The sequence below is a fragment of the Streptomyces sp. NPDC005794 genome, assembly GCF_042871445.1.
In the GTDB taxonomy this organism is placed as follows: Bacteria; Actinomycetota; Actinomycetes; order Streptomycetales; family Streptomycetaceae; genus Streptomyces.
On sequence record NZ_JBIAIN010000008.1, the window covers coordinates 285,168 to 299,826 of the forward strand.

The following is a 14,659-nucleotide window of genomic DNA, read 5'->3' on the forward strand; positions in this document are numbered from 1 at the left end:
ACGAATTCCGTTTCCTCAGCTGTCGAGGGCGCGCAGACGATCACGCAGCCCGATTCCGTACGGGGTGGGGGTACCGACGTAGTCGCTGATCAAGGACGGGACCGTGGGGCGGACCCAGGTGGTGCAGGCCCGTCCGGGAGGGGATTTCCTGGTCGTCGAGCCCCCGCACAGGTGCGTGCTGGAGGAGCTCGTTGCCCGGGACGCCCGTTCCGGACGGTCCGTCGGCGGGGACGGGAGATCCGCCGGACCGGTGGAGTCGGTCGGATCCGTGGTGCGGAGCGCGGTGCCGGCCATGCAGGGAACTGCCCCGGGGAGCAGCCTGAACAGGTGCGACACGTGCCGGGGGCGGTGCATGAGCGACTCCTCGCAGATCGGTCGTGCCCCCTACGGCACGTCGACTGGTGGAACCGCTCCCACTGGTGTGGCTTGACGGTAGAGCGTCAAGTGGTGTCGGTCAACACGCCAGTTCCCATCTCTTGTTGTCGAAATTATTCGACTCTTCAAGTCTCTTGACTCTCTTTTTCCACGTCCCCATGCTGGGAGCGCTCCCACTGGTTCAAGGCTTGTGCTCAACCTTGCACACCCCCCATGTCGCCGAGCCGCGAGGAGGTACTGCGCATGCCATCGGGACGCGCACGAAGAACCTGGTTACCGAGGAGACCCGGCAGAACCGGATCCGGGAGACGACGGTTGTGGACCGCACTCGTGGCGGCATTGGCTCTCCCTCTGGGCATGACCGCCACAGTCGGCACGCAGGCCCAGGCGGCAGCCGTCCAATGCAGCGTCGACTACAGGACCAACGACTGGGGCTCGGGCTTCAGTACCGAACTCACCGTCACCAACAGGAGCTCGGCCGCGATCGACGGCTGGAACCTGACCTACGACTACGCGGGCAGTCAGAAGCTCACCAACGGCTGGAACGGGACCTGGGCCCAGTCGGGCAAGACCGTCACCGTCAAGAACGCGAGCTGGAACGGCTCCATCGCGGCCGGGGCCGCTGTCACGACGGGCGCGCAGTTCACCTACAGCGGCACCAACACCGCACCCTCCACCTTCGCCGTCAACGGCACGGCGTGCGCGGGTGCCCATCAGCCGCCGATCACCGTCCTCACCAGTCCGGCGGCGGGCGCAGTGTTCTCCGCCGGGGACACCGTCCCCCTGGCCGCCACCGCGGCGGGCGCCGACGGGGCGGGCATCAGCAAGGTCGAGTTCTACGACGACACGAAGCTGCTCGGCACGGACACCACGTCCCCCTACACCTACGACGCCGAAGGGCTGTCCGCCGGCGGCCACTCGGTGTACGCCAGGGCGTACGACAGCCTCGGCGCATCGGCGGAGTCGACCCCGGCGGGTATCACCGTCGTCGCGGGCCCGGCCGTCGTCGCCACTCCCGCACAACTGGGGGTCCAGCAGGGCAAGTCGGGGGCTTTCGACGTCAAGCTTTCCACCGCACCCTCCTCGTCGGTCACCGTCACGGTGGCGCGGACCGCCGGCAACTCGGGCCTGAGCGTCACCGGCGGTGCGAGCCTCACGTTCACACCGTCGAACTGGTCCACACCCCAGAAGGTGACCGTCTCGGCCGACGCATCCGGCACAGGAGCCGCGACCTTCACCGCCACGGCCCCCGGCCACAGCAGGTCCGAGGTCACCGTCACCCAGATCGCCGAGGCGAAGGACTACGACGCCCGCTTCCTCGACCTGTACGGGAAGATCACGGATCCGGCGAACGGCTACTTCTCGTCGGAGGGCATCCCCTACCACTCCGTCGAAACCCTGATCGTCGAGGCCCCCGACCACGGACACGAGACGACGTCGGAGGCGTACAGCTATCTGATCTGGCTCCAGGCGATGTACGGGAAGATCACCGGTGACTGGGCGAAGTTCAACGGTGCGTGGGAAACCATGGAGACGTACATGATCCCCACCCACGCCGACCAGCCCACGAGCGGGTCCTACAACGCCTCGAAGCCCGCCACCTACGCGCCTGAGCACGACACGCCGAACGAATACCCGGCCGTCCTCGACGGATCGGCGGCGTCCGGGGCGGACCCGATCGCCTCCGAGCTGAAGAGCGCGTACGGCACCGACGACATCTACGGCATGCACTGGATCCAGGACGTCGACAATGTCTACGGGTACGGCAACACGCCCGGGAAGTGCTCGGCCGGTCCCACCGAGACCGGGCCCTCGTACATCAACACCTTCCAGCGCGGGGCGCAGGAATCGGTCTGGGAGACCGTCACCCACCCGACCTGCGACAACTTCACCTACGGCGGTGACAACGGCTACCTGGACCTGTTCACCGGGGACGCCTCCTACGCCAAGCAGTGGAAGTTCACCAACGCACCGGACGCGGACGCCCGTGCCGTACAGGCCGCGTACTGGGCCGATGTCTGGGCGAAGGAACAGGGCAAGTCGGGTGAGGTCTCGGCGACCGTCGCCAAGGCGGCGAAGATGGGCGACTACCTCCGCTACTCGATGTTCGACAAGTACTTCAAGAAGGTCGGCAACTGCGTCGGCCCGACCACCTGCCCCGCCGGCAGCGGCAAGGACAGCGCGCACTACCTGATGTCCTGGTACTACGCCTGGGGCGGTGCCACCGACACCTCCGCGGGCTGGTCCTGGCGCATCGGATCCAGCCACGCCCACGGCGGCTACCAGAACCCGATGGCGGCCTACGCGCTGAGCTCCGTCGCCGACCTCAAGCCCAAGTCGGCCACGGGCCAGCAGGACTGGGCCAAGAGCCTGGACCGGCAGATGGACTTCTACCAGTGGCTCCAGTCCGACGAGGGAGCCATCGCCGGCGGTGCGACCAACAGCTGGAAGGGCAGTTACGCCCAGCCCCCGGCCGGAACGCCGACCTTCCACGGCATGTACTACGACGAGAAGCCCGTCTACCACGACCCGCCGTCCAACCAGTGGTTCGGCTTCCAGGCGTGGTCCATGGAGCGCGTCGCGGAGTACTACCACGAGTCGGGCGACGCCCAGGCCAAGGCCGTACTCGACAAGTGGGTCGACTGGGCCCTGTCCGAGACGACCATCAACCCGGACGGCACCTATCTCATGCCGTCCACCCTTAAGTGGTCGGGCGCGCCCGACACCTGGAACGCGTCGAGTCCGGGTGCCAACTCCGGACTCCACGTCACGGTCGCCGACTACACCAACGATGTCGGGGTGGCCGGCGCCTACGCCAGGACGCTCACCTACTACGCCGCCAAGTCCGGTGATGCCGAGGCGAAGGCCACGGCCGAAGGGCTGCTCGACGGCATGTGGAGCCACCACCAGGACGACGCAGGGGTCGCGGTTCCCGAGACCCGCGCCGACTACAACCGGTTCGACGACCCGGTGTACGTCCCGAACGGCTGGACGGGAGCGATGCCCAACGGTGACACCGTCGACAGCGACTCGACGTTCCTCTCCATCCGGTCCTTCTACGAGGACGACCCGAACTGGCCGAAGGTGCAGGCCTACCTGGACGGCGGGACCGCCCCGGTGTTCACCTACCACCGGTTCTGGGCACAGACCGACGTCGCACTGGCTCTGGGGGCGTATGCCGACCTTCTGGAGTGAGTGAACGCGGTGCCCCAGGGGTTCCGGCCGCCGGTCAACCGCCGGCGGCCGGAATTCCGCTCGTCCGGCCGGGGGCCTCGCGCGAACGGCCGGTGGGAGGCATGATCACGCGATGACATGGACAGCTCCCGAAACCACCCGCACCGTCGGACCGCTCACCGGAGGCGAGCGCGAGACCCTGACCCGTTTTCTGGCCTTCTACCGCAGCACCCTGCTGCAGAAATGCGCGGGCCTGACGGGTCGGCAGCTCGCCGAGCAGACCGTCGAGCCGTCCAACCTGACCCTGCTCGGCCTGGTCCGGCACATGGCCAAGGTGGAACGCATCTGGTTCCGCGAGGGGCTCACGGGCCTCTCGGTGCCCTCGATGTACGACCCGGACAAGGGGAAGGACGCGGACTTCGAGGACCTCTCACCGGACCGCGCCCCCGACGACTACGCCCGTCTCGTCGAGGAGATCCGCCTCGCCGACGAGGCAGCGGCAGGCGCGTCGCTCGACGCCACCTTCACCCGGAAGGGATCTGTCTATTCGCTGCGCACGGTGTACGTCCACATGATCGCCGAATACGCGCGCCACATCGGGCACGCCGACCTGCTGAGAGAACGACTGGACGGCACCACGGGAGCCTGAGCCCGCCCGAAGCCGCATGGCTGTAAAGGATGTGAGGTAGTCGGCCGCGCAGGCGGACTGAAAACCCCGGACGGGGTCACACGGAAGACATGACGTCCACTGATGTAAGGACTGACGGCTCCGGGGACCCCGGCCACGGTGGCACGCCGCGCCGCCGAGCCCGCCTGCGAGGATGCCTGCCGTTCGCCGGCGTGTGCGCGGCGGGCCTCGTCCTGCTGCTCCTGGGCTCCCGGATCAGCCTGCTACCGGGGTTCGACGGTCTCCTCGAGGAGGAGAGCACCGACCGCTCCGGCCCCGCAGTGCTCAAGTCCATCCAGGACATGAGCGCGTACGAGGCCGCGTCCGGCAACTTCCAGGTCGTCGTCGACCTGGAGAAGGACGCCGCATACCTGCCCGACGTCATCCGGGGCACCCGGACGCTGTACGTCGGCGCGGGCACCGTCGGTGCCTCCGTCGACCTCGGCAAGGTCGGGGCCGGCGGCGTGAGGGTCAACGAGGACCGCACCACGGCCGAACTCGTCCTGCCCCACGCGGTGCTGGGCAAGCCCGCCCTGGACCCGGACCGCTCCTACGCCGTGTCCAAGCAGCGTGGCCTCCTCGACCGGCTCGGCGACCTCTTCTCCGACAACCCCGGCAGTGAACAAGCGGTCAACAAGCTGGCGGCCCGGCACATCGGAAAGGCCGCCGAGGAGAGCGGCCTCACGGAAAGGGCCGAGAAGAACACCGCCTCGATGCTCCAGGGCCTGCTCGGTTCGCTCGGATTCGAGAAGGTCACCGTGCGCTACGCCGATCCGCCGGGCTGACCCCCCGCCCCGCCTCCACCGGCCCTGTCGGCCTGCGCCACACTCACCGGAGCGAACGGCCGTTCCGGCGGCCGTCAGAAGCCGGGGAGTGATGAACATGAGCGCCGAAACCGCACAACGCTTCAGGGCCGCCGTGGAGAAGGGTGATCAGGCGGCACTGGAGGCATTGTTCACGGAGGACATCCGCCTCTTCAGTCCGGTGAAGTTCACGCCCTTCGAAGGCAGGCCGATGGTGCTCGGCCTCTTCGGCGTACTTCTGCGCACGTTCGAGGACTTCCGCTACATCGGGCACTTCGAAGGTGAGGCCGCTACCAGCGTGGGCGACACCCCGGAGCCCTCGGAGATCCTGCTGTTCAAGGCGACGGTGAACGGCAAGGAGATCCACGGGATCGACCTGCTCCAGTTCGGCCAGGACGGCCGGATCAAGGAGTTCACCGTGATGGTCCGCCCGATGTCCGCGGTCCAGGCGCTGGGTGAGGCCGTCCTGCAAGGGCTCGCCGCAGACGGCCTCGTACCGGACGGAACGGCACACTGACGAAGCGGGGCCCGGCCAGGGTTGGCCCGGTCGGGCACCGCACGGCATGGCGTAAACGCGTTACGGAGCTGGTCGGTTACCCTACGTGAGCTCGCCGAGAATGTATCGGCATCGGCATCGGCATCCGAGGGGAACTCCGAATGAACCGTATCCGCACAGCACTTGCCGCGTTCGGCATCGCCGCAGGGCTGGTGACCGCTCCCGCCGCGAACGCCGCGCCGAGCGAGCACCGCACCACGGCGGCCGTCCGCCACGACCCCTGCACCGGTGAGTTCCTCGGGGACGCGCGGCTGGGTCCCAAGTGGCTGCCCTCCACGAAGCAGGCACCCGTAGGCCCGCTGCTCAAGGGCTACAAGCGCACGGGCGGCCTGTCTCCCTCCGCCTTCCTGAACAAGTACTGGGAAGGTCCGGCGGACACGGGAAGCTGGAAGTACCCGCCCGACGACGGCTTCGCCGAAGTCAACGGTGAGATCGACAAGGAGCCCGCGAAGCTGCGCACCGGCCAGCGTCTGGACCGCTTCGGATCGGAGTACGGCGGCTACCTCGCACCGGCCGGGGACGCCTACAAGGAGCGCGCCCTGCCCCCTCAGAACCTCAACACCCGTGACGCCGCGGCCTCTTGTGACTACCGCGTCTACAAGGTCGCCAAGCCGTTCTGGGTCTGGCAGGGCAGCATCGCACCATGGTTCGAGCAGCCCGGCGGAGGCCAGCAGATCAAGCTCGACGCCGTCTTCCTCGACCCGGGCGCCGGACAGCGGCTCAACGTGAAGTGGCTGCTGGACCACGACTACCTCACCGTCGTGGGCGCGTAGTCCCGGCCGTGGAGCGCCGGGAACTGCGCGCGGCACTTCACGCGGCCGGCGTGGCCGACGGCTACTACCGCATCGAAGGCGTGCACGAACCGGCTCCCACACCCCCGGACTTCCTGTACCTGAGGAAGACCCCCGACGGGGTGTGGGAGACCGGCGCGTACGAGCGCGGCACCTACGAGGTGATCGCCCGTCACCCGGACGAGGCGTCGGCCTGCGCGCACCTCCTGGGCCTGCTCGTCTGATGGGGGCGCGGCAGGTTTGCCGTAACGGCAAGTTCTCTTGGCGATGCGGCCGGGGCGCCGAATGATGGTCACACAGCCGGCCCCGAGAGTCCGAGGAGACACCATGCCGCAGCCCGTCGCCGAGCCCTCCACCACCGTCCCCGGGGCGGTCCACCGACTGGTGGACGTCCCCGGAGGCCGGATCCATCTCCTGGAACAGGGGACCGGCCCCCTCGTCCTCATGGTCCACGGCTTCCCCGAGACCTCATACTCCTGGCGCCACCAGATCTCCGCCGTCGCCGCGGCGGGTTTCCGCGCGGTGGCCGTCGACGTCCGGGGCTACGGGCGGTCCTCGGCCCCCGGCCCCGTGGACGCCTACCGGATGACGGCCCTCGTCGCCGACACGGTCGGTGTCGTGCACGCCCTGGGTGAGGAGACCGCGACGGTCATCGGCCACGACTGGGGCTCGTCCGTCGCCGCCGACAGTGCGCTGCTGCGGCCCGACATGTTCACGGCCGTGGCCATGCTCAGCGTCCCCTACGCTCCCTGGAACGGGGTCCGGCCCACGGACGGCTTCGCCCGCATGGGCGGGAGCGAAGAGTTCTACGTCAGCTACTTCCAGCAGCCCGGCCGCGCCGAGGCGGAGATCGAACCCGATGTACGCGGATGGCTTGCGGGGTTCTACACCTCCCTCTCCGGTGACACGATGCCGCCGCCGGGAACGGACAGCCCCTTCTTCGTGCCCGCCGGAGCGGCCATGCGTGACCGCTTCACCGGCGGTGCCTTGCCGGCCTGGCTCACGGAGAGGGAACTGGACGTCTACAGCGCCGACTTCGAGCGGACCGGCCTCACCGGCGGGCTCAACCGCTACCGGAACGTCGACCGCGACTGGGAGGACCTGGCAGCCTGGGACGGAGCCCGCCTCACCTGTCCCGCCCTCTTCATCGGGGGTGCCCTCGACTCCTCCACCACCTGGATGGCCGGCGCCATCGCCGCATTTCCCACGACGCTTCCGGGCCTGGTCTCCTCGCACATCCTGGACGGGTGCGGACACTGGATCCAGCAGGAGCGCCCCGCAGAGGTCAACGCCCTGCTGACCAAGTGGCTGCACACCGTGCACGCGTGACAGCCGCGTGTCGAAGCCGGGGCGCCGTGCGCGGAGCGGCCATGGTGGTCGTATGAACAGTGCAGGCATTCTCGCCGATGCGTTCGAACGTATTCATGAAGCGGTGCACGCCGCCGTCGAGGATCTCTCCCCCGAGGACCTCGACGCCAGGCTCGACGACGAGGCGAATTCCATCGCCTGGCTCGTATGGCACCTCGCACGCGTGCAGGACGATCACGTCGCCGACGCGGCCGGGACCGAGCAGATCTGGTTCGCGAAGGACTGGGCGTCCCGCTTCGAACTGCCCCTCGAGAAGGGGGCGACCGGCTACGGCCACAGCAGCGCGGAGGTGGGTTTTGTGAAGGTGGCATCGGGTGACCTCCTCCTCGGCTATTTCGACGCCGTGCACGAGCAGACCCTCGGCTTCGTCCGCGGACTCGACGGCCGGGCCCTGGACCGCGTCGTGGACGAGGCCTGGTCGCCGCCGGTGACCCTCGGCGTGCGGTTGATCAGTGTCATCGCGGACGACCTGCAGCACGCCGGTCAGGCGGCGTTCGTCCGCGGAGTGCTGGAGCGCCGTCAGGCGGTCGCCGATCCGGTGCGCGCGTAGTGTCCCGGACTCGTGCCGACCACCCGCTTGAAGTGCCGGGAGAAGTGCGACTGGTCGTAGAAACCGGCCGAGGCCGCGACCTCCGGCGCGCGCATCCCACCCAGCAGCAGACGCCGGGCCAGATCGACGCGACGCCCTGTCAGGTACTGGTGCGGGGCCATGCCGAACTCCCGGCTGAACGCCCGCACCAGGTGCGTGTGATGGGTGTGCAGCCGCTCCGCGGCCTCGCGGAGCGTCAGCCCTTCGACGAAGCGGTCGTCGAGCAGATCCCGGAGCTCGTACGCGACCCGGCGGTCGGTCACCTGCGGGGCGACCGGCTCGTCGCGCAGGTGACCGGAAAGACGTTCGGAAACGAGCGCGAGACGGCTCTGAGCCTCCAGCTCGTCCCCGGGGCTCTCGAGCGTCCGGTGGAGCTGGTGGACACGCCGGCGCAGCCGTGGATCCCGCAGTACGGGCCGGCCGACCGCGCGCCCGATGAGATCCGCGTCGATCTGTGAGGTGGTCAGATACAGGACACGTTTGCGGAACCCTCCGGGAGTCGCCGCACCGCCGTTGTGCGGAACATGTGGGGGAAGCAGTGTCACCACCGAGCTGGGCGCCCCGTGCTCATGTCGGTCGAGGTCGTAGCGGACCATTCCCTCGTCGACGATGAGCAGCGTCCACGCGTCGTGCGTGTGCATGGGGTACGCGTGATCGGCGAAGTGCGCGTGGAAGACCTCGTCGATTCCCTCGACGCGCGGACGCCACGCGGTGATGTCCGGACGTGCACCCATGGGCGAAGGATACAAGAGCGTCACAGGCCACCGCGGCCTGCAAACTTCGTACAAGACGGCCGGCGGCCGGGCTCGGCAGACTCCTCGCATGACCGACGACAACGCACCCGTCCGCTTCGACACCAAGATCGCTGTGCTGCTCCGCGACGACCTCGAGACCTGGCAGCGCCTCAACGTCACCGCCTTCCTGGTGAGCGGTCTCGGCACACAGGTGCCCGAGGTGATCGGCGAGCCGTACGCCGACGCCGACGGCACCCCGTACCTGCCCATGTTCCGGCAGCCCGTTCTCGTGTTCGCCGGGTCCAAGGAACTCCTGACCACGGCGCACACCAAGGCGGTCGGCAGGGGCGCGACCCTGGCCGTGTTCACGTCCGACCTCTTCACGACCGGCCACGACGAGGCCAACAGGGCGGCCGTCCGGGCGGTGCGCCAGGACGGGATGGACCTGGTGGGCCTGGCCGTGTACGGGCCGCGCAACGCCGTGGACAAGATCCTCAAGGGTGCGTCGATGCATCCCTGACCGGCGCCCCGGCGTCACCGAGCGGATACGTACGGACACACCCGTGCGGGTGATGGTCCCCGGTGCCATACTCGAGGCAAGTCCGCTTGACAGGCTTGTCATTGTCCCGAAAGGCGACGCGTCATGAACTGGGCATCGTGGACCACCCTCGGTGTCTTCGCGGGAACCGGCGGAGTGCGCACCGAAGAGGTAGGTGTCGTGAGCGGTGATCTGACCGTACACACGACGTGGACCGAGGAGCAGGCTGAGGTGGCCGTTCAGTACAGCGGCGCCTCGGACTGGTTCACACTGGCCGGCAGTCCGGTGCCGTGCCCGTCCGAGGAAGCGAGCAGGGCTCTCCATCAGAACGTCGTCGAGGCGGTACGCGCCGGCGGCGGAGCCACGGTTCCGGCTCCGCACGCGGTGGAGTGACCCTCACGGTCGGCGGCAGCCGTCACAATCCCGCGAAGCGCACCACATAACGCCGCTGCCAAGGTGTTTCCACCGCCTTGGGGTGATAGTTCCGTCGGACGTAGGCGACCGCCTCCTCCGCCGGAACCCCGTCCAGCACGGCCAGGCAGGCCAGAGCCGTACCGGTCCGCCCCCGGCCCCCTCCGCACGCGACCTCGACCCGCTCACCCGGAGCCCGGCTCCACGCGTCCTCGAGCAGGGTGCGTGCCGCCTCCCTGTCGGAGGGGAGACGGAAGTCGGGCCAGCGCAACCACCGCGATTCCCAGGCCACCGGGGGTGGCGGACCACCCAGCAGATGAACCGTGAAGGTGGGCTCGGGCCCGGCGGGGAGCGGACGCCTCAGACCGCGGCCGCGGACCAGCCGTGCCGACGGCAGCCGCATGACGCCCTCACCCGGCGGATCCCACGTCTCCGTCATACTCAGTCCTTGCCGTCGAGGTCCTGGGACAGCAGGCTAGCCAGCTCCTCCACCGCGTCCGGCGCGCTTTCGCCCACGGCGGACAGCACCAGCAGATCGCCGTGCTGAGCCGCCAGGGCGAGGACCGAGAGCATGCTCCGGGCGTCGACCGGGTCGCTGCCCTCGCGTGCGACGGTGACGGCGACCGGCTGACGCATGGCGGCCTGGACGAAGAGTGAGGCGGGGCGGGCGTGCAGGCCGCTACGGGAGCCGACGGAGACGGTGCGCTGGTACACGGGGTTCACTCCTGGGGTGAAGAGGGGATCTGCGGTTCGGGGGAGGGGCGGGGATCAGGCGGCCACGGTGACGTCGGACCCGGCGTCGGCCTGGGCCGCGCTCTTCGGGTCCCGCCGCATGCCCTTGAGGGCGACGACCAGAGCGGTGGACACGGCGGTGCCGGCGGCGATGGCCAGCAGGTAGAGGAACGGCTCGCCGATGAGCGGGACGACGAACACACCGCCGTGCGGAGCGCGGAGCGTACAGCCGAAGGTCATGGACAGCGCGCCGGTGACCGCGCCGCCGGCCATCACGGACGGGATCACCCGAAGGGGATCCGCCGCGGCGAACGGGATCGCGCCCTCGGTGATGAACGAGGCGCCCAGCACCCACGCCGCCCTGCCGTTCTCCCGCTCGGTCCGGGTGAACAGCCCGCGTCGCAAGGTCGTGGCGAGGGCCATCGCCAGCGGAGGCACCATCCCGGCCGCCATCACCGCGGCCATGACCTTGAGACTGCCGGGCGTCGGATCGGCCAGACCGCCGACGGCGAAGGCGTAGGCCACCTTGTTCAGCGGGCCGCCCATGTCGAAGCACATCATCAGGCCGAGGACGACGCCCAGGATGACCGCGTTGGAGCCCGACAGCCCGTTCAGCCAGTCGGTGAGGGCGTTCTGGAGAGAGGCGATCGGCTTGCCGACCACGACGAACATCAGGAAGCCGACCGCGATCGACGCGAGGAGAGGGATCACCAGCACCGGCATGATGCCGCGCAGCGTGGGATGCACCTTCACCCGCTGGATCGCCATTACCGCCGCACCGGCCAGCAGACCCGCGACCAGACCGCCGAGGAAGCCCGCGTCGATGGTGAGCGCGATGGCGCCGCCGACGAAACCGGGGACGAGCGCCGGCCGGTCCGCCATTCCGTAGGCGATGTATCCAGCAAGCACCGGGACCAGGAAGCCGAACGCGGCCGTACCGATCTGGTTCAGCAGGGCAGCCCAGCTGTCCGCCTCGCCCCAGACGAAGTGGTCGGCCACCGACTTCGCGCTCGCGATCTCGTAGCCGCCGATGGCGAAGGAGAGAGCGATGAGCAGGCCGCCGGCCGCGACGAACGGCACCATGTAACTGACACCGGACATCAGATAGGTCCGCAGCCGGACGCCGAAGTGTCCGGTCGTTCCCGCTGAACCGCCCGTAGAGACCTCCGGCCCGTCGTGGTCGTCGGGAAGCCTGCTGATCTCTCCCCGCTCGGCCTTGCGCCGGGCCTCTGCGATGAGCTCGGCGGGGCGGTTGATCCCTGCCTTGACCCCGGTGTCGACCACCGGCTTGCCGCCGAATCGCGCCTTCTCCCGCACGTCGACGTCGTGTGCCCAGATGACCGCGTCCGCGGCGGCGATCACCGCCGGATCCAGCCGCTCGAACCCGGCTGATCCCTGGGTCTCGACGTTCAGCACGACACCCTGGTCGCGTGCGGCGGCCTCCAGCGACTCGGCGGCCATGTACGTGTGTGCGATTCCGGTCGGGCAGGACGTGACGGCGACGATGCGGAACGGCTCGACCGTCTTCGTCTCCGCCGCTTCTTCCTGGTCCCGCACCACCGTCGGGGGAATCTCCTCGCCGCGGATCAGGGCCGCTGCGGCGGCGGCATCGCCCTCCGACCTCAGCGCCTCCGTGAATCCGGGGTCCATGAGCCGGCGGGCCAGGCTCGACAGAATCGTGAGGTGGTCGTCGTCAGCGCCCGCGGGCGCCGCTATCAGGAAGACGAGATCCGCAGGCCCGTCCGCAGCACCGAAATCGATGCCCCTCGAACTGCGGCCGAAGGCCAGTGTCGGTGCCTCGACGTGCTCGCTGCGGCAGTGCGGAATGCCGATTCCTCCGTCCAGACCGGTCGGCATCTGGGCCTCGCGGGCCGCCACATCGGCGAGAAAGCCGTCGAGGTCGGTGACGCGGCCGGCCGCGACCATCCGTCCGGCCAGTGAACGGGCAGCATCGCTCTTGGTCTCGGCGGACAGATCGAGGTCGACCAGTTCCGCGGTGATCAGCTCACTCATCGCGGGGCTCCTTGCTCGTGGACCGCCCTGGGGACGGCGCGGGGGACGGGGGAGTCGTACGGCTGGACAGGGATTACGGAGGTCATGGGGCCTGCCCCATGAGTGCCAGGTCCATGGGGATGTCCCTGGTGGTGACCACCGAGGACGGATCGAGGTCGGCGGGGGTCGGCATGGAGCTGCCCGGCAGCTGCACGGCTGCGGCGCCGTGGGCCACCGCGGCGGACAGTGCCGCCCGGCCCGTTCCGCCTGCGGAGAGGAACCCCGCGAGCGAGGCGTCGCCGGCACCGACGTCGCTGCGGACCGCATCCACCCGCGCGACGGCGAAGTACGCTCCGGACGGTTCCACCAGCAGCTGGCCGACGGCACCCAAGCTGGCGAGCACCGACCGTGCCCCGAGCTCGCACAGTTCCCGTGCGGCCTTGAGCGCGTCACCGACCGTCGCGAGCGGACGGCCTACGGCCTCGGCGAGCTCCTGGGTGTTCGGCTTGACCACGTCCGGCCGCTCACGCAACGCCGCTACGAGGGCCGCACCGGAGGTGTCGAGAGCGATCCGGACGCCGGCCCGGTGGCTGTGGGCGACCATTTCGGCGTACCACTGCGGCGGAAGTCCGCGCGGCAGGCTTCCGCAGCAGGCGATCCAGTCCGCGCCCGCCGACCGGGCCCGGACGGTGTCCAGCAGGCGCTCGGCCTCTGCCGGCGCGATCTCGGGACCCGCCGCGTTGACCTTCGTCAGCGTGCCGCCGGGTTCGACGAGGGTGATGTTGACGCGGGTGCTGCCGACGATCGGTACACCGGCGGCCTCGATGCCGTGCTCGCCGAGCAGCCGGGCCAGCAACGCGCCCTCGGGTCCGCCCAGCGGTGCGACGGCCACCGTGCGGTGCCCGGCGGCGGCTACCGCGCGGGAGACGTTGACGCCCTTGCCGCCGGGATCGACACGGTCCGCCGTGGCCCGCAGGACCGCGCCACGGGTGAGCCCCGGAAGTTCGTACGTGCGGTCCAGGCTCGGATTGGGGGTGACGGTCAGGATCATGCGCGTACCACTTCCGTGCCCCGGCTCTCGATGGCCCGGGCGTCCTCGGGGCTCAGCCCCGTATCGGTGATCAGCAGGTCTACGTGGGAGAGATCGCCGAAGCGCGCGAAGTGCTCCTGACCGGACTTGCCCGAGTCGGCGAGGAGTACCACCCTGCGGGCCGCCGCGATCACGGCACGTTTCACGGCGGCCTCGGCGAGATCCGGGGTGGTCAGGCCGCCCTCGGGAGAGAAGCCGTTCGTGGCGAGGAAGACGACATCCGCGTTGATCTCGGCGTATGCGCTCAGCGCCCAGGCGCCGACTGCCGCGCGGGTGCGGTGCCGGACCCTGCCGCCGACCAGATGCAACGCGATCCCCGGATGGTCGGCGAGGCGCGCGGCCACCGGCAGGGCATGGGTGACCACGGTGAGACGCGAGTCGATCGGGACGGAGGACGCCAGCCTGACGGTCGTCGTCCCGGCATCGATGATGATGTTGCCCTCGACCGGGAGTTCGCCCAGGGCGGCGGCGGCGATGCGGTCCTTCTCGTCGGCGGCCACGGTGTCGCGCTCGGCGAGGTCCGGTTCGAAACCGAGCCGTCCGGCCGGAATCGCCCCGCCGTGCACCCGGCGGAGGAGTCCCGCCCGGTCGAGAGCCTTGAGGTCACGCCGTACCGTCTCCGCGGTCACCTGGAACTGCTCCGCCAGGGACAGCACATCGACGCGCCCGCTCTCGCCGGCGAGGCGGAGAATCTCTTGCTGCCGCTCCGGTGCGTACATGTGGTTACGTTTCCGTTTCATGCCCGAGTCTGTGGTTTCACCGGCAGACTACGGCCGTGCTTCAGGAAAGTAAACACATTCGGGCGAGTTGTGGGCGTGAACGGACTTCAGGTATGGCGA

Annotated in this window: 17 protein-coding genes; 10 read left to right on the top strand and 7 right to left on the bottom strand. The window is 69.4% G+C overall.

Going from position 1 to position 14,659, the window contains the following annotated elements; genetic code table 11:
• Window positions 1-15 precede the first annotated feature (15 nt).
• Window positions 16-354 carry a hypothetical protein gene (locus tag ACFYQ5_RS15840; protein ID WP_389197873.1) on the bottom strand — a complete coding sequence of 113 codons (339 nt, stop codon included), beginning with the start codon at window positions 352-354 and terminating at the stop codon, window positions 16-18.
• 264 nt (window positions 355-618) lie between these two features.
• Here ACFYQ5_RS15840 and ACFYQ5_RS15845 point away from each other — a divergent pair, with 264 nt between their 5' ends.
• The 8 genes from ACFYQ5_RS15845 (at window position 619) to ACFYQ5_RS15880 (ending at window position 8,284) form a co-directional block, all read left to right on the top strand.
• A complete protein-coding gene (locus ACFYQ5_RS15845; protein WP_389197874.1) occupies window positions 619-3,570 on the top strand; it encodes a glycoside hydrolase family 48 protein in 2,952 nt (983 codons plus the stop codon).
• Window positions 3,571-3,682: 112 nt separating this feature from the next.
• Window positions 3,683-4,198, top strand: coding sequence for a DinB family protein (locus tag ACFYQ5_RS15850; protein WP_389197875.1), 516 nt, complete (start codon window positions 3,683-3,685; stop codon window positions 4,196-4,198).
• An 89-nt stretch (window positions 4,199-4,287) separates the two neighbouring features.
• Complete coding sequence (locus tag ACFYQ5_RS15855) at window positions 4,288-5,001, top strand: DUF4230 domain-containing protein (RefSeq protein WP_389197876.1); 714 nt, start codon at window positions 4,288-4,290, stop codon at window positions 4,999-5,001.
• A 97-nt stretch (window positions 5,002-5,098) separates the two neighbouring features.
• On the top strand, window positions 5,099-5,536 hold the full coding sequence (locus ACFYQ5_RS15860; protein WP_389197877.1) for a nuclear transport factor 2 family protein: 438 nt from the start codon (window positions 5,099-5,101) through the stop codon (window positions 5,534-5,536).
• A gap of 140 nt (window positions 5,537-5,676) precedes the next feature.
• The gene (locus tag ACFYQ5_RS15865; RefSeq protein ID WP_389197878.1) at window positions 5,677-6,348 is read left to right on the top strand and encodes a TNT domain-containing protein; all 672 of its coding nucleotides are present in this window, start codon (window positions 5,677-5,679) and stop codon (window positions 6,346-6,348) included.
• An 8-nt stretch (window positions 6,349-6,356) separates the two neighbouring features.
• Window positions 6,357-6,590: a hypothetical protein gene (locus ACFYQ5_RS15870; protein WP_389197879.1), complete on the top strand. Its 234-nt coding sequence runs from the start codon at window positions 6,357-6,359 to the stop codon at window positions 6,588-6,590.
• Window positions 6,591-6,693: 103 nt separating this feature from the next.
• A complete protein-coding gene (locus ACFYQ5_RS15875; RefSeq protein WP_389197880.1) occupies window positions 6,694-7,695 on the top strand; it encodes an alpha/beta fold hydrolase in 1,002 nt (333 codons plus the stop codon).
• A gap of 52 nt (window positions 7,696-7,747) precedes the next feature.
• Complete coding sequence (locus tag ACFYQ5_RS15880) at window positions 7,748-8,284, top strand: DUF664 domain-containing protein (RefSeq protein WP_389197881.1); 537 nt, start codon at window positions 7,748-7,750, stop codon at window positions 8,282-8,284.
• Here ACFYQ5_RS15880 and ACFYQ5_RS15885 read toward each other — a convergent pair.
• Window positions 8,254-9,057 carry an AraC family transcriptional regulator gene (locus ACFYQ5_RS15885; RefSeq protein WP_389197882.1) on the bottom strand — a complete coding sequence of 268 codons (804 nt, stop codon included), beginning with the start codon at window positions 9,055-9,057 and terminating at the stop codon, window positions 8,254-8,256. The two genes, ACFYQ5_RS15880 and ACFYQ5_RS15885, sit on opposite strands and share 31 nt — an antisense overlap.
• 88 nt (window positions 9,058-9,145) lie before the next feature.
• On the opposite strand from ACFYQ5_RS15885, the gene ACFYQ5_RS15890 reads away from it, so the two are divergent.
• Both ACFYQ5_RS15890 and ACFYQ5_RS15895 read left to right on the top strand, forming a co-directional pair.
• Window positions 9,146-9,577 carry a DUF2000 family protein gene (locus ACFYQ5_RS15890; protein ID WP_389197883.1) on the top strand — a complete coding sequence of 144 codons (432 nt, stop codon included), beginning with the start codon at window positions 9,146-9,148 and terminating at the stop codon, window positions 9,575-9,577.
• A gap of 123 nt (window positions 9,578-9,700) precedes the next feature.
• Window positions 9,701-9,988: a hypothetical protein gene (locus ACFYQ5_RS15895; RefSeq protein WP_389197884.1), complete on the top strand. Its 288-nt coding sequence runs from the start codon at window positions 9,701-9,703 to the stop codon at window positions 9,986-9,988.
• A gap of 22 nt (window positions 9,989-10,010) precedes the next feature.
• Here the strand turns inward: ACFYQ5_RS15895 and ACFYQ5_RS15900 are convergent, their stop codons facing one another.
• The 5 genes from ACFYQ5_RS15900 to ACFYQ5_RS15920 all read right to left on the bottom strand — a co-directional run bounded on the left by ACFYQ5_RS15900 (window position 10,011) and on the right by ACFYQ5_RS15920 (window position 14,539).
• On the bottom strand, window positions 10,011-10,445 hold the full coding sequence (locus ACFYQ5_RS15900) for a protein-tyrosine phosphatase family protein (RefSeq protein ID WP_389197885.1): 435 nt from the start codon (window positions 10,443-10,445) through the stop codon (window positions 10,011-10,013).
• 2 nt (window positions 10,446-10,447) lie between these two features.
• The gene (locus tag ACFYQ5_RS15905) at window positions 10,448-10,720 is read right to left on the bottom strand and encodes an HPr family phosphocarrier protein (RefSeq protein WP_389197886.1); all 273 of its coding nucleotides are present in this window, start codon (window positions 10,718-10,720) and stop codon (window positions 10,448-10,450) included.
• A 54-nt stretch (window positions 10,721-10,774) separates the two neighbouring features.
• Window positions 10,775-12,751, bottom strand: a complete 1,977-nt coding sequence (locus ACFYQ5_RS15910) for a fructose-specific PTS transporter subunit EIIC (protein ID WP_389197887.1) — start codon at window positions 12,749-12,751, stop codon at window positions 10,775-10,777.
• A gap of 82 nt (window positions 12,752-12,833) precedes the next feature.
• The gene (gene pfkB, locus ACFYQ5_RS15915; protein WP_389197888.1) at window positions 12,834-13,781 is read right to left on the bottom strand and encodes a 1-phosphofructokinase; all 948 of its coding nucleotides are present in this window, start codon (window positions 13,779-13,781) and stop codon (window positions 12,834-12,836) included.
• Entirely contained in the window at window positions 13,778-14,539 is a 762-nt protein-coding gene (locus ACFYQ5_RS15920; RefSeq protein WP_389197918.1) for a DeoR/GlpR family DNA-binding transcription regulator, read from the bottom strand. Before ACFYQ5_RS15920 ends, pfkB begins: the two co-directional genes overlap by 4 nt.
• Window positions 14,540-14,659 lie beyond the last annotated feature (120 nt).